Raw genomic sequence first — 22,110 nt, forward strand, 5'->3', positions numbered from 1 at the left:
GCGGGTCAGCCAATATCAATATTGAATGTGTCGACCTCATCGCTGGCAAGCCAGCTCCCACAGGTTTCAGAGGTGCTTCGGATATCCGCGCTTACTCCGTGATCTTCTCGAAATTCCGATAAAACATGTCCCCTTCCCGGCTATCGGTCATCGAGTGCAATTGGTAGCTGCGGCTCAGTCGCGCACCACCGTCACGGGTCAGCGGGGCCCAGACCAGGTTGGCGCGGCGCATGGTCGACATGCTCATCATTTCGTCGAACGGGATCGACAGGTAGATGCCTTTGTCGAAACTACCTTCGCCATACTCCGCGCTGCCCGCTGTGGTGATCGTTGCCCACGCACCAAATCGCACACCATTGAAAAACTCCCGCGAGATGTCCAGCGTGCCGCCCCAGTCTCCGGCCAGATAACGCCCGACGCTCACCGCCGCCAACGTATCGAACGGCAAATCGGTATACGCCGTGACGTGCCCGGTCACCACCGAGTAATCACGCAGGGCAAAACCCTGATCGAAATCGCGCTGACGCACCCAGTTCAGATCCGCGCCCACCGACCAGCGCTCACCGGTCGGGCGGAACAACACTTCACCGCCGACACCGGCAAACATCGACTCCAGATAACCGCCGTACACCATGCCATACCAGTCTTTATCCAACTGCTCGGCATGGCTGACCTGGAACAACGGCATGGTGGTGTTAGACGTGGTCAGGTACTGACGCAAATCCGTGCGCACACGTGGCAAGCCGCTCGGCGCGTCGTAGGTGAATTTATCGAAGTTGTTGGCCAGGTTGGCACTGAGCAAACCGCTCCACCAAGTGTTGCGGTTGAAACGGTATTCAGCGTCGGCATCGGCGCTCAATTGATAGAGCAAGCCATCCGGACCGCCGACGTTCTGCTTGAAGCCCAGCCCCACGCCATAGCTGAAATGCTGCGGTGCTTCGGTGTACAGGGTCTTCTCGTTGTGTGGCATCGCCGGGTTGATCTCGGTGGTGCGGTGCAGCGACTGCAGCGGCTCTTCGTTGTTGATCACCTCGCGGAAGGTCTGGCGCGGCAAACTGGTTTCTTCCAGCGGCAAGTCGTAGCGCTTGTTGACCACAGTGAACCAGTCGATGTCGTCGTTGACGCTGTTGTCGAGAATCCGGCTCGCCCGCCCGACAGCCTTGGACGAATGGAAGTAACGCTGCTGCTCGCCATAGACGATCAGCTCGGAATCACGCTGCGTAATGCGCTCGACCTTGTAGCCGGCATTCTGCTGCAAACGCTGCGAGACGTTGGCCCAGTTGACCTGATCCATCGCCGTGGTCGGTGCCTTCGCCGGCAGCGGTTCCGGGGTCGGGTCGTAGGTCTTGGCCGGCGCTTTGCGGCTGACGAAATTGGTGTGGAAGGTCACGCCGAACATCGCCGTATTACCGCGCTCCCACGCCGCGCTGACATCGACCGAATCGGTCACCTTGAATACCGCGCCAAGGTTGATCGGCGAGTCCTGTTTGATCTCGTTGTCCTTCGGCTCATGCTTGTAGTCGTTGCCTTCGAATTCGAGTTTCAGGCTGAGACGATCCCACGGCGTCTGATAGCTCACGCCACCGAAGAACGACGGCCGGCCACGGAAGTACGAACCCGAGTTGACGTCACCGGTGCCCTCGAGGGCCGGACGGGTATCGAAGCGATCGCTGACGTAGCCCAACGGGTTGTCGATATCGCCGCGATTACCCAGGTAACCCCAAGCAATCCCGGCGCTGAAATCGAAGTTGTCGTAGCGCTTGTTGGCGACGAAAAATTCACTGGAGAACAAACCGGTACCACCGATATCTCGGAAGCCCAGCGCCACGTCGGGCAGCCAGTGACTTTCCTGCCACAGCCGGACTTTGACGTCGACCGCCTTGTCCTTATAGCTTTGACTACCGCTGAGGGCCTCCGAGCCGTATGGCCGGTTAGTGATCGCGGTGTAGCGAAACGAGCCTTCGAGCCAGTCCAGCGGCTGCAACGACACGCTGTAGCGACTGTACGGATCGGTGCGGTTGGCGTTGACGCTCAACTCGCCGGCCGGGGCCATGCGCGCGGTTGGCGTCTGCAACAGACCGGTGCCACCGAAGTCATTCTGGGTAATGCGCGGCTCGGCATGCGCCAGACCGCAGGGCAATAACAACACAGCTGCAAAACGTAACTTCAACGAACCACCTCGGCCAGCTGCGTGGCAATGAATTCGGCCAACTGCTGATTCAGCTCAGGAAGAGGCGGATCAAGATCATCATTTTTCACCGGCACCAGAATCTTGCTGCCGGCCACGGGAAAGTGCCCGCTCTCGCGATTCCAGTGGGCGATGCCGACACGTTGCGAAGCGCCGTTGGGCTGGATCAGCCACAGATAATCAGCTTCGGCATCGGCCAGAATCGAGCAGCCTTGCAGATACTCACGGGCCTCCTGCAACGGCTGATACGGCAAGTGACACGGCTCAGCGACGGCACCGAGCACTTGCACTTCGTCGACGCGTTTCGGATAAACCAGACGATCGCCGTCGTCGAGACGAATGTTGCGCGCGAAGCCGACTTCCAATGCGACTGGATCGAGATCGGCAATCTGCCGTCCGGTCACCGGCATCTGCCGCACTTCTTCGGCAATGCGCTGCGCCAGTGCCGCACGACTCGGCAGATCGAACAGCAGCGACATGCGTTGCAGCACATCCAGATCAAACAGCACACCGACCTTGAGCCGCGTCTGCTCCTCAATCAGCGACTGCCGCAGCAAGCCGCCCGCCAGCCAATAGCCTTCGGCATTCGGCACCGCTTCGCTGATCACATCGAGCAAGCGCCCGCCGGGTGGCAACTTGACCGGCCCGGGATTGGCGACATCGCCCGACACCGTGACGGCCGCCTGACTCACACTCGCGACCAGCATCAGGCTCGCCGCCAACATTTTCAGGCGCATCACGGCAGGTGCCTGCGATCAGGGGTGAGTTGCACAACCTTGACGCGCAACTGCGAGGTTAGTTGCTGCTCGCTCTGCAAAATGAAACCGTCACGCGGGTCGACCCAGTAACGATTGGTCGCGCTCAGGCCGATGGCCGGGGCGTCAATTTGCTCATCGACACGCAGCACGGTGTATTCCTTGTCGAGAATCTGCAGGGTCTGTTCGGAACGGCGGGAGAAGCGGCTGTTGACGATCACCCCGACTTCCTGACCTTTGTAGAGGTCGATCCAGCGCCGCGTGGTGAAACCGTCAGCGACGTGATGCAGGCCCTGTTTGAACGGCGAGTCATCGGCCAGCCGCGTGCCATCGAGATCGCCTTCCAGACCCAAGCCAATGCTGCGTACGGCGAGGCCATTGCGCAGCAGTAACACTTGTTTACCGGAGGCGACCCAGAACTGCAGGTCTTCCCGTTCGCGCACCAGCGCCAGCACCCCGGAGCCGGACGGCGTGGTCAGTTTCAGTTGCGGGTAATTGACCCCGGCCACTTCGGCCGCCGACACGTCGACCTCATCCGGGCCGACGACCGCCGCTTTAAGGTTATTTAACGAAGCGCTCATCAGCGGGTTACAGCCGCACAGCAACGAGGCCGCCATCAGGCACAGGCCAACTTTCAAAATGTTCAAAGTCGGCGACCTTATTTGCTGTTGTTACTGTATTCGCTCCAGTTCTTCGCAGCGGAAGCGCCAGTGCCGACAATCGATGCCGACGGCACCAATTGGCTGATCAGACGGTTCCAGCGAGTCACGTTCGCAGGCCCGACATACACCACGTCTTGCGGGCGCACTTCGAAGTGCGAAGCGAGGGCCATGGCGGTCGGCGATTCGGCTTCCAGCTGGTAGATCTTCGCCGGTTCGACATCAAGGTTTTCCACGCCACGAATGACATACACAGCGTTGCCATTGGAGGTGGTCTGAGCCAGGCCGCCAACCGAACCCAGCACGTCGGTGAGGTTCATCGTCGCGGTCTTGAAACTCAGTGCACGCGGTTGGTTGACCTCACCCATCACGTAGATGCGCTTGTTGTCGTTGTACGGCAGATACAGCTGATCGCCACCCTTGAGGTAGACGTTCTGCAACTCGGAATCCTGCTGATTGAGCGAGTCGAGATTGAGCGGATAAGTGCGGCCCTTACGCGTCAGCAACAGCCCGGACAAATCGGCGTTGTTGGTGTCGATGCCGGCCGAACCGAGGGCTTCGACCACGCTCAGCGGATTGGTGGAAATCGCTTGCGGGCCGGCCTTGGTTACCGCGCCGGTCACCACGACTTTCTGGCTGGCGAAACGCAACACCGCGACATCTACTTGCGGCTCGGCGATAAACGCCGACAGCCGTTGTTCAATGTCCGAGCGCAGTTGCTGGATGGTCCGGCCAGTGGCCTGGACTTCCTTGATGAACGGGTAATAGAGCGTGCCATCGGAGCGCACCAGACGGCCGTTGGCATCGATCTGTTGTTGCGCGCCGGACGGGGCCGTCAGCTCAGGGTGATCCCACACGGTGATATACAGAACATCATTGTTGCCGATGCGGTATTCGGCCGGCGTCGCCAACAGCTCCGGCGGCAGCGACTCACGCTTCTGCGTGGCGCGGTTCATGGCAATCAGCTTCGGCGTGATCGGAATCAGCTCGACCCGGCTGCTTTCGCTGGCACCCTGGCGGGTGATGTCACTGGTGCTGAGGTATTGACCGGGGGAAAACATGCAACCTTGCAGAGCGAGACTTGCCAACATTAAAAGATAAACACTACGAGTCATAATGGCACTACGCTATTCAAGGGCGAATCCAAAAACAAAGTCACCCGACTTGCGTCGGGCGACCTTGTACTGCACTAACAGAACTTCCTGTTAGTTATGCGTGCCGGTTGTACCGGTGGTACCCGTCGTACCGGTGGTACCGCCGTTGGCACTGCCACCGCTGTTAGACGCCGCTACAGCACTGGCAACCATTGCAGTACTGGCTGCGGGCGCTTGAGAAGCCGCCACGTTGCCACCTACATTGGTTACCGCTGTCAACGGTGCTTCAGCGGCGGCAGCCCAGTTGCTCAACATCGTCAACAGGGCAACTGCCATCACTTTTTTCATATCAACTCCTTTCTAACATTCGACCTGTTAAAAAACCGGCCTGAGTTAGCGGTGGTGAGTTCAAGTCCGCAAAAAGCGCGAACATGATCCGTCGTTCTTTCACAGTCTTACCCAACTGATAAAAGTCGAACGGCAGGTTTATATCTACGGATTTACAAAAGGCATTACCAGTGTAATTTCCCGACGTTATCTAACAACCTGACTGAAAATAACATTGAGCTAAATAGCCATCATCGCAAGTAGCCCTTGGGATGATTCGATTGCCAGCGCCAAGTATCAGTGACCATGTCCTGCAAGTTGCGCGTAGCTTTCCAGCCCAGCTCTTTTGCCGCCTTGGAGGCGTCGGCCCAACTCTCGGCGATATCCCCGGAGCGGCGCGGCATCATCCGGTACGGCACCGGTTGCCCGCAGGCCTGTTCGAAGGCGTGGAGCACCTGCAGCACGCTGTAGCCATCGCCGGTGCCGAGGTTCCAGGTATGAATGCCGCTGCGTTCGGAGATCGACTGCAACGCCTTCAAGTGGCCGTCCGCCAGATCGACGACGTGGATGTAATCGCGCACGCCAGTGCCATCGATTGTCGGGTAATCGTTGCCGAAGATCGACAGCTCTTGCAGGCTGCCGACCGCCACCTGACTGATGTACGGCACCAGATTATTCGGGATGCCGTTGGGGTCTTCGCCCATATGACCGCTATGGTGCGCGCCGATCGGGTTGAAGTAGCGCAGCAAGGCGATGCTCCAGCGTGGCTCGGCCAGGCTCAAGTCACGCAGGACGTTTTCAACGATCAGCTTGGACTGGCCGTAGGGATTGGTCGGATTGCCGGTGGGAAAATCCTCGCGGATCGGCATCTGCTCGGGCTCGCCATACACCGTGGCCGACGAGCTGAACACCAGGCGGAACACCCCCGCCGCCGCCATTGCCTGACACAGATTGATGCTGCCGCTGACATTGGTTTCGTAGTACTCGAGCGGCTTGCGCACGCTCTCGCCGACCGCTTTCAGGCCGGCAAAATGCAGCACCGCTTCGATGTTGTGCTCGCGGAATATCCGGTCGAGCAGTGCCCGGTCACAGACATCGCCACGGATCATCCAGGCACTCTTGCCACAAATGCCTTCAACCGCGTGCAACGCGGCTTCGCTGCTGTTGCAAAGGTTATCCAGTACGACAACTTCATAACCGGCTTCAAGCAATGCAAGTGTGGTATGCGAGCCGATATAGCCGGCGCCACCCGTTACCAGAATCTTCATAGTGCTATCCGTCTTTGGATGAGTGACAAGTAGCGTGTCAAGCCTGTTTTATTGAAGATGTGTCACACTCCACACAAACAGGCGACAACAACCGAAAACAAAACTAGTTCAATGACTGGCAATAAATATTTTTGCAGGTCACACTGTATTGTTCGTTACTTATTAGCACTCCCTGTGCGCTCATCACTATCAACAGATACCGACTAAAAATAACTAATAAAGCATTCGCCGACATCTCATAACATTGTCATGTTTTACCGGCCCAACTAATTGCCATTAACAACCTGACTCAGGTATTAAAGTAGGCCTTCAATCAATATTGAAACTTGCAGCCATTGTTTATGGCTCGCATCCGTCGCCTGTGTTCCATGACTGTCCAGGATACTTTTATGATTCGTAAATGTTTGTTCCCCGCTGCCGGCTATGGCACGCGTTTCCTGCCGGCTACCAAAGCCATGCCGAAAGAGATGCTGCCGATCGTCAACAAGCCGTTGATCGAGTACGCCGTTGAAGAAGCGCGGGACGCCGGCCTGCAACACATGGCCATCGTCACCGGTCGCGGCAAGCGTGCGCTGGAAGACCATTTCGACATCAGCTACGAACTTGAACACCAGATTCGCGGCACCGAGAAAGAGAAATTCCTCGCTGGCACCCGCGAGCTGATCGACACCTGCACCTTCTCCTACACCCGTCAGGTGGAAATGAAAGGTCTGGGCCACGCGATTCTCAGCGGTCGTCCGCTGATCGGCGATGAGCCGTTTGCCGTGGTGCTGGCCGATGACCTGTGCCTGAACCTCGAAGGTGACGGCGTGCTTACGCAGATGATTGAGCTGTACAAGAAATTCCGCTGCTCGATCGTCGCCATCCAGGAAGTCCCGGCCGACCAGACCCACAAGTACGGGGTGATCGCCGGCGAGCTGATGTCCGACGGCATCTACCGCGTCAACAACATGGTGGAAAAGCCGGCCCCGCAAGACGCGCCGTCGAACCTGGCGATCATCGGCCGCTACATCCTCACGCCGGACATTTTCGATCTGATCGCCGACACCCAACCGGGCAAGGGCGGTGAAATCCAGATCACCGACGCACTGATGAAACAGGCGCAGAACGGTTGCGTGCTGGCCTACCAATTCAAAGGCCTGCGCTTTGACTGCGGTGACGCCGAGGGATACTTGCAGGCGACCAATTTCTGCTACGAAAACGTCTATCTCAAGGGCCGCTGAGACGGCTCCCTTCACCCAACGAGGCCACCATGAACATTGCACAACATTCCGTAGAGATTGAACGCGAGGTGGGTAACCTCGGGGTGATGAGCTGGCTGTCCCGCCATCAGCCGTTGCCCAGCGCCAACGAGTCCTGGCTGGGCACGATTCTGCTGGTGGAGCGGATTGGCGTGTTTCCGGCGTCCGGTGATATCCGCCGGCCGCTGCGTGATCCCTATCCCCTGCTTGCTCATCTGAAAAAGCTGTATGGCGAGCAGGCGCTGGAAATGGATGACCGTGATGGGCTGAAGGTGATCTTCGGTGACTGGCGTTTTCGCGTGCGAATTTGCTGCAACGACCCGGCGATCATCATCAACGTTGAGACTCGGTGCGATACGCGGTTGATGCCGCAGAAGATTGCGGAGTTGCTCGAGCAAGTAGACGCCTTCGAATAACTCCCCTCACCTGATCGTTCCCACGCTCTGCGTGGGAATGCATCCAGTGACGCTCTGCGTCACCCAGCGAAGGGACGCGGAGCGTCCCGGGCGGCATTCCCACGCGGAGCGTGGGAACGATCAGTGTGGCGAAGCTTCGCAACCGCTTTGGGTGCCAGTGATCCAGCCATAAAAATAATCGGCAATGACCTTCCCGCCTGTGGCCGGCACCGGATGAATCTTGTCCGGGCCGATCATCGCCGCCGAGTAGCGTTTGACGTCAGGGCCGAACGCGCATTGCAGATTGGCGTAGCCCAGACGTTGCTCTCGCGCCCACGGCTCAAGCACCTGCGCATACGCCGACATCGGGTAAGCGCTGGAGCGCGTGGTGTCCTGACGCATGATCAGGTTGATGCTCGCCTGCGGTTGAATCTCGCGCAGCATGCCCACCAGCCCCTGAACGTTCTGCAGATACTGCGCAGGCTTCACGCCGAAACCCTGGTCATTGCCGCCGAGCATGATCAGGTAAACGTCGGCCGGAATCTTCGACACCGCGGCTTTCCACTGCACCTGCCATTGCGGATCCTGGTGATAGAAGTCCGCCGAGGCCGCACCGGAGGCTGCCAGTTTCGAAACCCGCACGCCATTCTGATCGTTGCTCATCCACAGGCCGAACAACGTCGGCGCGCCTTTCACCACTTCCAGTTTGAAGGACCAGTCTTTCGCTGCCGAGAGGCCTGTCAGCGGTACTTCCTGCACGCCCGAACCTTCAAGCTTCAGGGGTTGCCAGTCTTGCGCGGGAGACCAGCGGTAGCGGATCTCGCTGGATTCGCCGTTGCCCAGATAAAGCAGTTTCGCCTGCGTGACAGCGGTATCGATGCGCGGCGTCGGACTCGCATCCACTTGCAACCATGCACCGGGACGGCCTGTCACCGTGCGACTGTCCGGACTCGCCTGGCCCAGGTCTGAAACCTTCCAGTCGCCGCCGAAGTACTTGTCACTGCTGCGGGTGTATTTGAAATGGGTGCCGCCCAGCGCCGCGCCGTGGTTGAAACCGACGTAACCCGGCCCGGCAAAACCCACTTCCCCGGCCACGCGCTGCACCAGTTTGTTCAGGTAAAAATCCTGTCCGGCGCTGTAGCTGTCGCCGATCACCGAGACCGACAACACCGCGCCAGCCTTGCCTTCACGCCACTGCGCAAAACGCTCGCGGGCATCGCCGACCTGAACCACCGACGCCGCGACGGGTTGAGCGTCATCTACTGCCAACATGCAAAATTTCCTTCAGTCTGAAATGGCCCACTGAATGCCGGGATGTACACAGATCAACTGTAGGAGTGAGCCTGCTCGCGATAGCGGTGGGTCAGGTAATGAAATGCTGACTGACAGACCGCAATCGCGAGCAGGCTCACTCCTACAGGGATTGTGTTCGACAAAGATCCGCTGCTCGCGAAGCTCTTAGCTGCTGTGGGTTTGCACCACTGGAGTGATGGGCGTCAAAGGTTTCTTCTTCGCCGCCCGCTCCCCAAGGAACAGCACCGAAGTGAAATTGAACCGACTGAAAACCATCGACAACACCACCGGCCCGAGCAAGCCACAGCTCAAGCCACCGAGTACCAGCAGGCTTTCATCCTTCACTCCCAACCGTCCCAGCACAAACCGCGACGTCGCCGCAAACAACACATGAAACAGGAAAATCGCATACGAATAACCACCGAGCCACGTCAGCGCCTTCGACCGCACATCACTCGACAGCAAGGCGATGCAAGACACGCAACCCACGGTCAAACCAATCAGACTGCGACGATCGACAATCAACTCACGATCAATCGCCGCGACATACAACAGCGTCAGCGAGATCAGCACAAATACCAGCGGCCCGATCACCTTGAAGCGCTGCTTCAACACGTCGACATTTTCCTGGCCAATCATCCCCGCGACAAAAAACGGCAGCAGATAAATCGCACCGTTGATCCCGAACGCATCGAACTTGAACGGCGGCAGCAGAAACAACACTGCCGCAAACGCAAACAGCCCATACAAGCGCGTCGCCGAACGCAACATCCCGCGCCACTCCAGCAGCCCGACGAACATGAAAATGATGAACACCGCCTGCAGGAACCAGAAGTGGTTGATCGGCACCCAGAACGACAACAACGCGTCGATCACACCGACATCCTTGTTCACCCCCGGCCCCACCGCTTGCAACACCGAGAACGGCACACCGACGCAAAACAGCGGCACGATCAAGCGGCGCACCTTGCCGCTGAAGAACGCGGAAAAGTCATTGCCGCGGATTTTGTAGATCGAATAGATGTACCCGGAGATGAAGGTGAACAACGGCATGCGCACGTACACCATCGAATCGGCGAGCACCCGGAACGGCGAGCCGATATCGATCTTCAACCCGCCACCCAGCGGGCCGATGACGTGATAGAGCACCAGCAACAGGCACGCCAGGCCGCGCAGGGTTTCGATCTCCAGGGACTTTTTCTTGCTCGACATAAAGCACCTGCCTCAATTCAGAATTCTTGATTCAACCTGCACCGGTTTGTTCGCCCGCAGCATCAAACCAAGGCCAACGAACAACACCGGCACCACCATCGAGAAGTGCCGGGCGAAGGAGCCGAAGTCCGGCTCGAACAGGCCTTGCACCAGCAGAAACGCCAGCGGAATGGCGATCAGTTCCTTGGGTTTGGTCTGGATCGGCGCGCCCTTGTAGTCGGTCGAGGTGATGACTTTGAACAACAGCAACGCAGTCATGATCATCAACGCGACGAAGATCACCTGACCCGGGCCGGACAGCAGAATCAGCTCCACCGGGAATGACAAGCGGAAGAAAATGATCATCGAGTCCAGCGCCTGCGAAACGAAGTCGCTGCCGCTGAGCCACGACACGATCAACGATTTCGAACCCTCCTCGCCCGCCGTGCGTAACTCGTTGTTACTGGCGCGGATCGACGACACCGGAAAGCCCAGGGCGAGCTGGATCGACATCGCCACCGCCAGATAAAACAAGAACAGCATCAGGAAGAACGTCGTGCGCGACACGTACTTTTTCATCACACAGACGCCGACCCACGACAGCGAAAACAAAATCCAGTAAGGCCGGATCAGCACGCCGTAGATCACCGCCGAGAGGAAAAATCCGCCGCGATATTTTCGCGTCAGCGAGCTGAGCAAAATGCTCAACACCGCCACCGACACAATGATTTCCTTGGTCAGGTTCTCCAGGAAAAACGAACGCACAATGCCCCACAGACACAGGGTGCCAAAGATCGCCAACGGCATGCGCCGAAACACCACCACCGGAATCGCCGTGAGGAAAAAATTGCAGAACATGCCGTAGGCCCAGGCATTGGTCAGGTTGATCCCGGTGGGCCGCAGCAGGAATGCCGAACACTCGTAGGACGAGCGATCGGGCGAGAACGGGTTCCAGAAATTGCAGTTGTCGGCACGCGCGTAGGACGACCACAAGGTCATCGCATCCGGCCCAGGATCACGGGGGATCAACAGCGGCATCGCCACCGAGAGAAACAGCCCGGTGAAGAGGATCAGGAATGAGATCGACGAATCGAGTCGCTTGCCACGAAACTCGATGCACGGCAGCTTCAGGCCCATGACAACGCAGCCTTTTTCCCGGCCGTTGCGCGGGTCAGCACGGCAATCACCAGCAGTTGTACGATGATCGCGAAGACGTTGCCCCACGCCGCGCCGTAGATCGAATAGTGCTTGATCAACACATAGCTGACCGGCACCGAAATCAACAAACAAATGGCAGCGCTGGCCAGTGACACCCGGCTGTTTTTCGAAGCAATCAGACCGCCCCAGACGATGTCGCCAATCGCGCGCAAAGCGAAGGAAAAAATCAGCACGCCGAGGATCGCATTGTCCGGACGCGGCACGCTGGTGGCGACGTAATCGAGCACCACGTTGAAAAACACATAGATCGCCACTGCCACCGCAGCCGACACGACAAGCGAGCGCATGACCCACTTGTTGATGAACAGTTGCTTGACCGTGAATGCCTGCTGATCAGCCTGAAAACGCTTGGCCAACACCGGAATGCCGACCACCGCCACCACCGCATACGACAGCGCCTGCAAGGTGTTGGCCGCTGACCACGCGTACACGTATTGACCCAGTTTGGCGTACGGTTCGAGGTCGGCGATCAGAAACCGCTCGGCGTACTGACTCAACGCGATCAACCCGGTGCCGAGGTAAAACGGTAATCCCGCTTTCCATACAGTAGCAGTGGCCAGTGTCCCGGCTTCTCGGCCGTGATGAACGTTCACCACGATCAGGTAACCGGCGATGATCACCAGCACGTTGGCGACCACCCACAGCCACAACACACTGGCGATTCCCGAGACCCAACCGAGCATCATCCCGCCAACGGCCAACACCGCCCATAGGCCGGTCTTGATGAAAAACAACAGCGCACCGGCCGTGGCTTTCTGCGCGGAAAACACGAACGAGTTGATCTCGAACGACAGGTGCTCAGTGAGCAACACCAGCGTCACGCAGAGAATCAGCGCGGCGCTCGCTTCAACTGTCTGGAACAGTGAATAAATCAGCACCGTCACCACCGACAGCACCAGCCCCACCGCTAGATACAGCAGCAGAACCTTGTCGACCACGCGGCGCGAACTGCCGCCGACGCTGATCAACCGATTGATCTCGGAACTGAAACCGACGCTGTAGAACTTCGACGCAATCAGCGACGCCGCGACCACCACACCGTAAAAACCCAGCGCTTCATACCCGAGGTAATGGGTGATCGCCAACACCAGCAAAAACTTCGCGCCCAATGCACCGCCACGAAGCAGTAGCCGAAATATCATCGAACGACACCTTTGATGATCTCGTCCATGGCCACGGTTTTTGCCTCGATCTCACGGCAGGTATCGGTCAGGCGTTTGCCGAAGTTAGACAGCGCATTCGGCGCGTAAACCGTGTCGATGATGGTGTCGACGTTGATGTCGCCGCCGTTGATCACCCAGTCTTCCACGCCCATGTCCTGATAGGCGCCGAAGCCTTTGCGTTCGTAGCTGATGTGGTACGCCGGCACGCCGGAGAGCAGCGACTCGATGGCGCCGTGCAGGCGCACGGAAATCACCAGGTCCGGCTGATATTTGGCAATCGTTGCTTTCAACGACAACAGGTCTTCGCTGATGCCCAACTCGCGATAGAACGCGCCGTCATCGTTGCCGCGTACCGCGCTCTGTACGGCGCAGACCACTTTGCTTTTGTTCTTCAGGCGCTGCAGCAGCAACTTCAGATTGGCGACGTAAGCGACTTTCTTTTCCTTGCTCCACTCCGGCGGCTTGCGCAGCACCACGCAGACTGTGGCTGGCGACGACGCGCAGCGGGTGAATTTTGCTTGCTGAAGGATTTTGCTCGCCAGCGATTGCACGGCCAGATCCGGCGCGCGGTAGACGTTTGCGCAGGCATCGAAAATGGCCGAAGAGCGGTTGTCACGGACGAATACCGCGTCGGCGCTGGCGTAATGCTCGACGATCTTGCTGCTTTCGCCATGGAACGGGCCGATGCTTTGCGGCAGGTACACCGACGGCACTTTGCTGAGGATCGCGGTTTCCAGTTGCTTGGCGTGGCCGAGTTTCAGCTTGATATGTTCGAAAGCACTTTTCGAGCGCATGTAGCCGCCGCCGACGCCGACGATCAGGTCGGTTTTCTTCAACAGATCCGCCAGCCCGGCGTAGGACTGGTTGAGGAACACCGCTTGCTTGACCCGGCCCAAACCCTTGGCCGCCATCACCGGCGCGTCGAAACGCGGGTGCGGCAAATAGCTGAAAGAATCCGGATCGGAAGCCACGACACTGATCGCGGTGTCTTCGCCAAAGTTGCGCTGCACCAGGGCAATGGCCAGATCGACGAGCAAGCCGTCACCGGAGTTGGACGCACTGTAGCCATGCAAAATCGTTACGTTCATATGCTTGAGTTCTACTTAAAAAGTGGGAGCGCGATACAGGTCGTAGGTCTGGCGAATCATCAACGCGGCGCTGAAACGCTCGCGGACAATGCTCCGTCCTTCGTTGCCGAGGTCGAGCAAGCGTGGCTTCTGGATAATCGTCAGCACGTCGGCCAATGCCTGGTGATCACCGGACGGGAAGACATAACCGGAGACTTCATTGGTGACCAGTTCCGGTAGCGAGGTGCAGTTGCTGGCGATTACCGGCAAACCCATGGCCATGCCCTCCAGCGGCACCATGGCGAAACCTTCCCAGCGACTCGGCACAATCAGCGCATCGGCTTTCTGATACAGCGCCTGCACTTCGCTCGGCGTGACCCATGGCAGGTATTCAACAGAGTCCATCGGCGGGCACTCCACCGCGTCCTCGTTCACCGCACTGCCGACCACGGTCAGCTTCAAGTCTTTGCGCTGCACGTTGGCGAAGGCCTTGAGCAACACGTCGAAGCCTTTCTGATAATCGAGGCGACCGACGAAGAGCAGATGAATCGGCTCGGGACTCGCCGCTTTCGGCGCGTCATCCTTGTGGTGAATGCCGTTGTAGATCAGCTTCATGCGCTTGCGCTCGATGCCGAAACGCGCGGCTTTGTCGAGTTCGTACTGGCTGACGCAAATGATCACATCGGTGACTTTCTGCAGCACCCGCTCGATCCACGCATAGACTTTCTGCTTGGTCGGCGAGCTTTCCATCAAGAACGAAAACGCGTGCGGGCAGTAGACGATTTTCGGCTTGCGCCACGGTCGCAGCAGCACACATACGCACCGGCCGATCACCCCGGAAAAGGTGCTGTGCAAATGCACCACGTCGGGTTTTTCCTTGAGCATCACCTGGGTCAAACGCCAGGCAAAACGCAGCAACGACGGCACGTTGCGCCCGGTGCGGGGAAAGGTGCGGATCTGCTGCGCGCCGATACCGTGCAACTCTTTGGCCTGATCATCCGGGACCAGGTACACCAGCTCGTAGTTCGCCGCATCGCCTTCAGGCGAAGCCGAAATCGTCCGGATCACCGTCGCGACGCCACCTTTGATCGTCTCTGCCACGTGCAGTATTTTCTTCACAAATCACCCACTTCAAACAGGAAAAAACAGTCGCTGACAGTCAGGATTTGTCGGACGCGTATTCGTAGTTGTAATAGCCGTAGCCGCCGTTGCCGTAGTAGCTCGCGGCGCGCTTCTCGACGCCGTTGAACACCGCGCCTTTCAACTCGATGCCGTTCTGCGCGAAGCGGCGAATGGTCAGTTCGATCTCTTTGGCCGGGTTCACCCCGAAGCGCGTGACGATCAGGCTGATCCCGGCTTCACGGCCGACGATGGCCGCATCGGTCACCGCCAGCAGCGGCGGCGTATCGATGATCACCAGGTCGTAGCGCTCGCTCAGTTCCGCCAACAGCTCGCGGAAGTTGGCGTGCATCAACAGCTCAGAAGGATTCGGCGGCACCTGGCCACGGCTGATGAAGTGCAGGTTGTCGATTTCGACCTTGTTGATTGCCTGATCGATGCTGCAGCGCTTGACCAGCAGATCGGACAAGCCGTTGGTGATCGGCGTGTTGAGGGTTTTGTGCAGGTGACCTTTGCGCATGTCGGCATCGATCAGCACCACACGCTGACCGCTCAACGCCATGACCGCGGCGAGGTTGGACGAGACGAAGGTCTTGCCGACCTGTGGGCTCGGCCCGGAAATCATGATGCGGTTGTTGGTCGAATCGAGCCCGGCGAAATGCAGGCAGGTGCGCAGGCTGCGGATCGATTCAATCGACAGATCCGTGGGATTACGCAGGGCCAGCAGGTACGCCGGTTTGTCGACACCGTCGCGGGCGCGGCCTTTTTTGTTGTCTTCTTCATCCTGCAAGGCGCTGTACGGAATCGACGCGTACACCGGCAAACCGAGTTGCTCGATGGCTTCCGGGCCTTCCAGACCACGGCTCAGGGATTTGCGCAGCAGCACCAGCGCCACGCCGACAAAAGCGCCGAGGAAGGTGGCGATCAGCACGATCAGGGCTTTTTTCGGTTTGACCGGACTGGTCAGGTCGACATCCGCTGCGTCGACCAGACGCACGTTACCCACGGCACCGGCGCGGACGATGTCCAGCTCTTGGGATTTGTTCAGCAACTGCGTGTAGATCTGCGAGGCCACTTCGACATCGCGGGTCAGGTTGAGCAGCTCTTGTTGCGTGGCAGGCAGATCACCAACCTTGCCTTCCAGCGACTTCTGTTGCTGGGTCAGTTCGCCGATCTGGCTCATCAACGCGCGATAGGCCGGGTGCTGTTTGGTGAACTTGCGATCCATCTCCGCCTGCTGCATTTTCAGCTCGGAGATCCGCGTTTCCAGCGCTACCGACTGACCGAGCACCGACTGGGTTTCCAGCGAGATGTTCACGGTCTTGCCGTGGGTCTGATAGGCGTTCAGCGCATCGCTGGCCTTGGCCAGATCACGCTTGACCTGCGGCAACTGGCTTTGCAGGAAAGCCAGACTCTGCGCTGCTTCCGCCGAGGTGCGGCGCACGTTCTGATCGACGTACAGCGCGGCGATCTTGTTGAGGATCTTCACCGCTTCGGCGGCGTCGCTGCTGGCCAGCGCCAGTTTGATAATCCCCGATTCCTTGCCCTGTTCGGAGATATCCAGTGCGTCCTGATAGCCCTGAATGGTCACGATTCGCGGATTGCGCACCACTTCGAAACGCGTACCGGGATTCGCCAACAACTGGGTGATTTGCCCTTCTACGCCATCCTGCGCGAAGGCTTCATCGGCGACGCCTTCCACCAGCAGGTTGTCGTTGTCATCGAGTAACTGGAAGTGCTTCTGTTCCCCGGCGATCAGGGTGAGTTTCTTGCCCAACAGTTCTTTCGGCAGATTGAGCCGGGCGAACTCCAGACGCTCACCACCCCAGGCGTAACTGTTCAGACCGAAACGCGGCGCCGCGACACTGGTTTCAGTTTCGCCGCGATAACGCCGGGCGAGAAAGCCGCCAATCATCGGGAAGGTGTTGGGGGTGACATCGATGTCCAGCCGCAGGTCGTCGACGGTTTTGCCGATCACCGCGCGGGATTTGATGATGCCGATTTCGGTCACCGACGGCGATTGCCCACCGAGCATGCTGTTGAGGTCGGAAAACCCGAGCATGTCGTTCTTCTTCGGCTCGACCTGCACCAGCGCATTGGCCAGGTACACGGGCGTGGCCAAAACCGCGTACGCGACACCGGTGACCATGAAGGCGCCGGTGAGCGCGCCGATCAACCATTTCTGGTCGATCAAACTGCCGAATATGCCGAGAAGATCAATACTGTCTTGATCATTGTCGCGGGTGCCGATGACGGACGGTAACTGCATAAGTCTGTTCTTACCATTCATTGATCTGAAGAATATTCATCAACGCGCGAGACGTTGTGCCCATGAGCTAACAGCATCTTCAATCAATGCATGGGCATGAATAAAAGCGGCCTTGCCTTGACGATACGGATCTTGTATTTCACGCTCGCTCTGCCACTTGCCGAGCAGAAATACTTTACCCCTCGCATGAGAGGCAATCTTCAGTACTTGATTAACATGCTGTTTTTCCATGACCAGAATCAGGTCTGATTCATTGACGATGTCTGCGGTCAGTTGCCGTGCCATGAAGCCTTCGGCGTTATGGCCATGGTCTTCGAGCACTTGCCGCGCGGACGCTTCTACACCCTCGCCCACCCGCGCCGACAGGCCTGCGGAGGAAACGGTGATCGCTGAGGGGGCCAGCGCGTTACGCAACATCAGCTCTGCCGTCGGACTACGGCATATATTGCCCACGCAAACGACAAGGATCTTTCTGAACAAGGTTTTACTTTCCTGTGTAATGTCAAACGGCCAACATCCGAGAGCAATTGAATGAACCCTCAAGATCTTCCTGCACTCAGAAATAGATTCGCCCTGTTAGTACCGAAGCATTAAGTACCACAGCGTTTAAAAGCTCCCCAACCACTATTAACGGACTAAAAATAACTGTGATTTTCAGATGATTGCTTCCCGACAAAAACTAACATTCGCGCACTAAGTGCCATCACCTCACTCGAAAATTGAGAAACGAGATCATTTATTCGCAGTTGTCACTTCTCTTCGGGAGAGCAGACATGAAACCAACACATCTCAAAAGACTCGGCGCTTTGGCGTTGATGGCGCTGGGTGCAACTCAGGTTCACGCCAGCGCCCTGTTTCCCAACCTTCCAGCCAAGAACATCGGTGTGCAGGTGAAGATCCAGAACTTCACAGCCACCGACGCCGCGCAGATCAAATCGGCAGGCTTCGGTTTTGTCCGCTTCGGTGTGTGGAGCGACAGCCTGACAGCCAAGGCTTATCAGAAACAGGTCAGCGATGCCTTTGCCGCAGCACAGTCTGCGGGCTTGCCGGTGTTGCTGACGGTCCGCGCGATCAAGGCGTTGCCCGCCACCTCGAGCGCCGAGGTGACCACTGCCGGTGAAGGCTTCGCCAAAGCCGTGACGGGGCTGCAACAGTCGTACAGCGCGCAACTGGTGGCGATCGAGTTATGGAATGAGCCGGACCTGGAAACCTACTGGCCGACGCGCAATTTCGACACCACGTTTGTGCCGTTCATGAGCGGCGTGTGCAAGGCGCTGCAGGAGCAACCGCTATCGACACCCGTGATCGGTTACGGCTTCGCCCGCCCGCCTAGCGCAGGCTCGGCTGCAACCGTGGCGCTGAACCGCATCGTCAGCGAATCCCCCAAATGCCTGAGCGCCGTGTCCTACCACCCCTACGGCATGACCGCCACGCAGATCAGCAACGCGCAAAACTTCATTCAGCAAAACTTCCATCTGCCGGGAGTCATCAGTGAATGGGGGATCTCGGCACTCGCCTCCAATGGTGGGCCTGAAGGACAAGCAAGCAAGATCAACACGTTTATTGGCGATGTTAAAAAACTCAATATTCCGCTGACGTCCATTTATGAATGGAAGAACAGCGATTCGGGCAGCAACGATCGCGAGAAGAACTTTGGCCTGCTGACCTCTGACGGTCAGCCGAAACCGGCACGTATGTCCGTCGAAGCCCTGTTGAACGCCCAGTAGCGCATGCACAACCGGCCTGTACGCAGGTCGGTTGCTTTGAACCTGTTGGCTGTTTTGGCATCGTATTCATCGATACCGCGCCCCGCCTTTCAAACAATCGTTTTCAGGTTGTTGCTGCAGGGGCCATCGATACACGCACCTACCCTTGAGTGGCCGTCAGCGCTCGGGTAATGTCATCAGACCCATAGGACAGAGCACGCCCATGACTTCCAAGCTGGAACAACTCAAACAATTCACCACCGTTGTTGCCGACACCGGCGACTTCGAAGCGATCGCCCGAGTCAAACCGGTCGACGCCACCACCAACCCTTCCCTGCTGCTCAAAGCGGCGGCCATTCCGGCCTACGCCGAGCTGCTGAACGCCTGCGTCAGCGATTGCAAGGGCGATGTCGGCCTGGCCAGCGACCGTTTCGGCGTCGCGGTGGGTCAGGAAATTCTCAAAGTGATCCCGGGCCGTATTTCCACCGAAGTGGATGCGCGCCTGTCGTTTGATAAAGATGCGGTACTGAAGCGCGCACATCGCCTGATCGAACTGTACGACAAGGCCGGCATTGGCCGTGATCGCGTATTGATCAAGATCGCCTCGACCTGGGAAGGCATCCGCGCCGCCGAAGTGCTGGAGAAGGAAGGCATCCAGACCAACCTGACCCTGCTGTTCTCCTTCGCCCAGGCCGCCGCTTGCGCCGACGCGGGTGTGTTCCTGATTTCGCCATTCGTGGGCCGCATCTACGACTGGTACAAGAAGGCCAACGGCAACGACTACACCGGCGCTGATGATCCGGGCGTGCAGTCGGTCACCCGCATCTACAACTACTACAAGGCCAATGACTACAAGACCGTGGTCATGGGCGCGAGCTTCCGTAACCTCAACCAGATCGAGCAACTGGCCGGCTGCGATCGCCTGACCATCAGCCCGGACCTGATCGACAAGCTGGCGGCCGATACCGGCAAGCTGGAGCGCAAACTGGCCCCGGGCAACGCCGGTGAAGCCCGTCTGAGCCTCAACGAAGCGCAATTCCGCTGGTTGTCCAACGAGGACGCAATGGCCACCGAGAAACTGGCTGAGGGCATCCGTCAGTTCGCTCGCGACCAGGAGAAGCTTGAGGCGCTGTTGCAGGCCAAGCTGTGATTTGAGTTAGCGAAATGCAAAAAGGGCGAACCTGTGAGGGTTCGCCCTTTTTTGTTGCTGCCGGAAATTGTAGGTGTTCTTGCGGGCGCTTTCGCGAGCAGGCTCGCTCCCACAGGGGGATTGTGGTCGACGCGGCTTCAGTGTGGGGCGAGCCTGCTCGCGAAGAGGCCCGTCCGGTCAGGCATCACTTAATGCCGCTCGAGGGCATTCACCAGGTCATGAAACGCTTCCCGGTTGGAATCGTTCAGGCCCATGAGGATCTTGTGCGCTTCGAGCACCTTGATCCGCACCACTTCTTCCGACTGGTCCTGATCAGGCAGGTCGTCCAGACACTCGGGACATGGCACCGGGTGGTTGACGATGTTGAACACCTGCTCGAACCCCATCGATTGCAGCAGACGGGTGATGTCTTCGTGGGTGGTGACGACGGTCGGCAGCAGGCCGACCTTCTGCCGCGACAGGATCGACAGTTTGGCCAGCAGGCCCAACGTCGTGCTGTCGATGCTGCGGGTTTCGGTCAAATCGATCACGATCGCGTTGAAATTCAGCGCGGTGAAGATTTTCTCAATAGTCGCATCCAACGCCGAACACAGGGTCAGGCGAACTTCACCGACGAACTTCAGGACAAAGGTGCCGTCCTGCTCGGCGAACTGGATTCTACCGGTACTCATTAAAGATTCCTGCTCAACACCAACAGGGCGATATCATCCGGCATCTCCCCTAGCGTGGCCAATCCAAACACTTGCCGCAGACCATCCAGGCTGCCGCCCGCCGACTTCACCCGTTGAGGCAAAGCGGCTTCTTTTTCTTTGAGCGTAGGTTCTGGCAAAAGATCCAGAATGCCATCGGACATCAGCGTCAGGCTGAACGTCGGCGGCAGCTCAAGCACGTGATCTTCGTAAGTGGCTTCATTGAAAAGCCCCACTGGCAGACCACGCCCTTCGAGATAACGAACACTGTCAGGCGTGTACAACACAGGCAACGGCAGATGGCCGCCGATGCTATAGGTCAACAAACCGGTCTCCTCGTCGATGACTCCACCGACCATTGTGACGTGTTTACCCAGCTTACAACTGATCAGCCCCCGGTTGATATGACCAAGGACTTCCGAAGGCTTGAATTCCGGCAAGGTGCCGTTGCGCTTGGATTCGAACAGCAAGCGCGTGGTCATGAACTTCAGCAGCACGGTGACGAAGGCTGAAGAAGCGCCATGCCCGGATACATCGGCCAGGTAAAAGGCGACCCGGCGCTCATCGACACGGAAATAGTCGACAAAATCACCCGACAGGTACAACGACGGGATGATCTGGTGCGCGAACTTGAACTCGTCGATGCTCCACGGGCTTTCCGGCAGCATGTTCATCTGTACCTGGCGACCGGCGTTCTGGTCTTCCTGGAGCAGGTTCAGGCTGGCCTCAAGCTCGCGGTTGGCCTTTTCCAGCTTCTCGCGGTAGCGCTGGTTCTCCACCAGCAGGCGCGCACGATCAAGGGCCCGGCGCACAGAGTGCTCGAGCACAGCCAGATCTTCGAGAGGCTTGATCAGGTAATCCGCCGCGCCCAGGCGCAAAGCCTCGACCGCGTCGTTCATCACGCCGGCACCCGACACCACGATCACCGGCGTTTGCGGCGATCGCTCGGTGACCTGACGGATCAGTTCGAGACCGCCCATCTGCGGCATGCGCAGATCGCAGATGACCAGGTCGGGCGTGTCTTGCTCGAATACCTGAAGACCCTGTTGGCCGTTGCTGGCCTGCAGGACGCTGAAACCGCTGTCTTCCAAATAGGCCGCGAGGCTCGCGCGCACTACTTCGTCATCATCGATTATCAGCAGCGTGGCACTGGTTTTTGGCATGTGGGCAAACGGCGCCAGAATTAGGTTGGCGTAGTTGGCGGGGCATCTGGCCCTGCGCAGACTACTGGATTCGCTTTCTAGCCTCTCTGCTGCACCGCTTTCGAGCATTGACTGCAAACGCGGTTGCACCAGAGGTGCCCTTCTAAGGCGCAGAC

At 58.3% G+C, this 22,110-nt stretch carries 20 protein-coding genes; 4 read left to right on the forward strand and 16 right to left on the reverse strand.

Annotated elements, in window-relative coordinates; all coding sequences use genetic code 11:
- Nucleotides 1-91: 91 nt before the first annotated feature.
- The 6 genes from ACOYXH_RS15865 to galE form a co-directional block, all read right to left on the reverse strand.
- Nucleotides 92-2,170 carry a YjbH domain-containing protein gene (locus ACOYXH_RS15865; RefSeq protein ID WP_460409793.1) on the reverse strand — a complete coding sequence of 693 codons (2,079 nt, stop codon included), beginning with the start codon at nucleotides 2,168-2,170 and terminating at the stop codon, nucleotides 92-94.
- Nucleotides 2,167-2,925, reverse strand: coding sequence for a capsule biosynthesis GfcC family protein (locus ACOYXH_RS15870; RefSeq protein ID WP_460410880.1), 759 nt, complete (start codon nucleotides 2,923-2,925; stop codon nucleotides 2,167-2,169). The genes ACOYXH_RS15865 and ACOYXH_RS15870 overlap by 4 nt, the downstream gene beginning before the upstream one ends.
- The gene (locus ACOYXH_RS15875) at nucleotides 2,925-3,590 is read right to left on the reverse strand and encodes a YjbF family lipoprotein (protein WP_095050493.1); all 666 of its coding nucleotides are present in this window, start codon (nucleotides 3,588-3,590) and stop codon (nucleotides 2,925-2,927) included. Before ACOYXH_RS15875 ends, ACOYXH_RS15870 begins: the two co-directional genes overlap by 1 nt.
- Nucleotides 3,591-3,601: 11 nt before the next feature.
- The gene (locus ACOYXH_RS15880; RefSeq protein WP_174244467.1) at nucleotides 3,602-4,717 is read right to left on the reverse strand and encodes a polysaccharide biosynthesis/export family protein; all 1,116 of its coding nucleotides are present in this window, start codon (nucleotides 4,715-4,717) and stop codon (nucleotides 3,602-3,604) included.
- 90 nt (nucleotides 4,718-4,807) lie between these two features.
- Nucleotides 4,808-5,044: a hypothetical protein gene (locus ACOYXH_RS15885; protein ID WP_007910552.1), complete on the reverse strand. Its 237-nt coding sequence runs from the start codon at nucleotides 5,042-5,044 to the stop codon at nucleotides 4,808-4,810.
- Nucleotides 5,045-5,274: 230 nt separating this feature from the next.
- Entirely contained in the window at nucleotides 5,275-6,291 is a 1,017-nt protein-coding gene (gene galE / locus ACOYXH_RS15890; RefSeq protein WP_095124338.1) for a UDP-glucose 4-epimerase GalE, read from the reverse strand.
- Between the two features lie 389 nt (nucleotides 6,292-6,680).
- Here galE and galU point away from each other — a divergent pair, with 389 nt between their 5' ends.
- Complete coding sequence (galU, locus tag ACOYXH_RS15895; RefSeq protein WP_093433753.1) at nucleotides 6,681-7,514, forward strand: UTP--glucose-1-phosphate uridylyltransferase GalU; 834 nt, start codon at nucleotides 6,681-6,683, stop codon at nucleotides 7,512-7,514.
- Nucleotides 7,515-7,543: 29 nt separating this feature from the next.
- Entirely contained in the window at nucleotides 7,544-7,948 is a 405-nt protein-coding gene (locus ACOYXH_RS15900; protein ID WP_095050491.1) for a phosphohexomutase domain-containing protein, read from the forward strand.
- Between the two features lie 120 nt (nucleotides 7,949-8,068).
- Here ACOYXH_RS15900 and ACOYXH_RS15905 read toward each other — a convergent pair whose 3' ends face one another.
- The 8 genes from ACOYXH_RS15905 to ACOYXH_RS15940 form a co-directional block, all read right to left on the reverse strand.
- Nucleotides 8,069-9,199 carry an SGNH/GDSL hydrolase family protein gene (locus ACOYXH_RS15905; protein ID WP_095050489.1) on the reverse strand — a complete coding sequence of 377 codons (1,131 nt, stop codon included), beginning with the start codon at nucleotides 9,197-9,199 and terminating at the stop codon, nucleotides 8,069-8,071.
- A gap of 186 nt (nucleotides 9,200-9,385) precedes the next feature.
- Nucleotides 9,386-10,432 (reverse strand): acyltransferase family protein, encoded by a 1,047-nt coding sequence (locus ACOYXH_RS15910; protein WP_258708580.1) that lies wholly within the window; start codon nucleotides 10,430-10,432, stop codon nucleotides 9,386-9,388.
- Between the two features lie 12 nt (nucleotides 10,433-10,444).
- On the reverse strand, nucleotides 10,445-11,548 hold the full coding sequence (locus ACOYXH_RS15915; RefSeq protein ID WP_095050487.1) for a hypothetical protein: 1,104 nt from the start codon (nucleotides 11,546-11,548) through the stop codon (nucleotides 10,445-10,447).
- Nucleotides 11,539-12,771: an oligosaccharide flippase family protein gene (locus ACOYXH_RS15920; protein ID WP_095124335.1), complete on the reverse strand. Its 1,233-nt coding sequence runs from the start codon at nucleotides 12,769-12,771 to the stop codon at nucleotides 11,539-11,541. Before ACOYXH_RS15920 ends, ACOYXH_RS15915 begins: the two co-directional genes overlap by 10 nt.
- Complete coding sequence (locus ACOYXH_RS15925; protein ID WP_095124334.1) at nucleotides 12,768-13,880, reverse strand: polysaccharide pyruvyl transferase family protein; 1,113 nt, start codon at nucleotides 13,878-13,880, stop codon at nucleotides 12,768-12,770. The genes ACOYXH_RS15920 and ACOYXH_RS15925 overlap by 4 nt, the downstream gene beginning before the upstream one ends.
- A gap of 15 nt (nucleotides 13,881-13,895) precedes the next feature.
- On the reverse strand, nucleotides 13,896-14,978 hold the full coding sequence (locus ACOYXH_RS15930) for a glycosyltransferase (RefSeq protein WP_095050484.1): 1,083 nt from the start codon (nucleotides 14,976-14,978) through the stop codon (nucleotides 13,896-13,898).
- Between the two features lie 40 nt (nucleotides 14,979-15,018).
- Complete coding sequence (locus ACOYXH_RS15935) at nucleotides 15,019-17,247, reverse strand: polysaccharide biosynthesis tyrosine autokinase (protein WP_460409794.1); 2,229 nt, start codon at nucleotides 17,245-17,247, stop codon at nucleotides 15,019-15,021.
- A 39-nt stretch (nucleotides 17,248-17,286) separates the two neighbouring features.
- Entirely contained in the window at nucleotides 17,287-17,727 is a 441-nt protein-coding gene (locus ACOYXH_RS15940) for a low molecular weight protein-tyrosine-phosphatase (RefSeq protein WP_038362273.1), read from the reverse strand.
- 293 nt (nucleotides 17,728-18,020) lie between these two features.
- Here ACOYXH_RS15940 and ACOYXH_RS15945 point away from each other — a divergent pair, with 293 nt between their 5' ends.
- Nucleotides 18,021-18,974: a cellulase family glycosylhydrolase gene (locus tag ACOYXH_RS15945; RefSeq protein WP_460409795.1), complete on the forward strand. Its 954-nt coding sequence runs from the start codon at nucleotides 18,021-18,023 to the stop codon at nucleotides 18,972-18,974.
- Nucleotides 18,975-19,176: 202 nt separating this feature from the next.
- Entirely contained in the window at nucleotides 19,177-20,103 is a 927-nt protein-coding gene (tal, locus tag ACOYXH_RS15950) for a transaldolase (RefSeq protein WP_016986723.1), read from the forward strand.
- 188 nt (nucleotides 20,104-20,291) lie between these two features.
- Here tal and rssC read toward each other — a convergent pair whose 3' ends face one another.
- Together rssC and rssB are read right to left on the reverse strand one after the other, a co-directional pair.
- Nucleotides 20,292-20,774: an anti-sigma factor antagonist RssC gene (gene rssC / locus ACOYXH_RS15955; RefSeq protein WP_003226553.1), complete on the reverse strand. Its 483-nt coding sequence runs from the start codon at nucleotides 20,772-20,774 to the stop codon at nucleotides 20,292-20,294.
- Complete coding sequence (rssB, locus tag ACOYXH_RS15960) at nucleotides 20,774-21,955, reverse strand: two-component system response regulator RssB (RefSeq protein WP_095050481.1); 1,182 nt, start codon at nucleotides 21,953-21,955, stop codon at nucleotides 20,774-20,776. Before rssB ends, rssC begins: the two co-directional genes overlap by 1 nt.
- Nucleotides 21,956-22,110: the final 155 nt, after the last annotated feature.

This window comes from Pseudomonas sp. Mb7 (assembly GCF_054790525.1).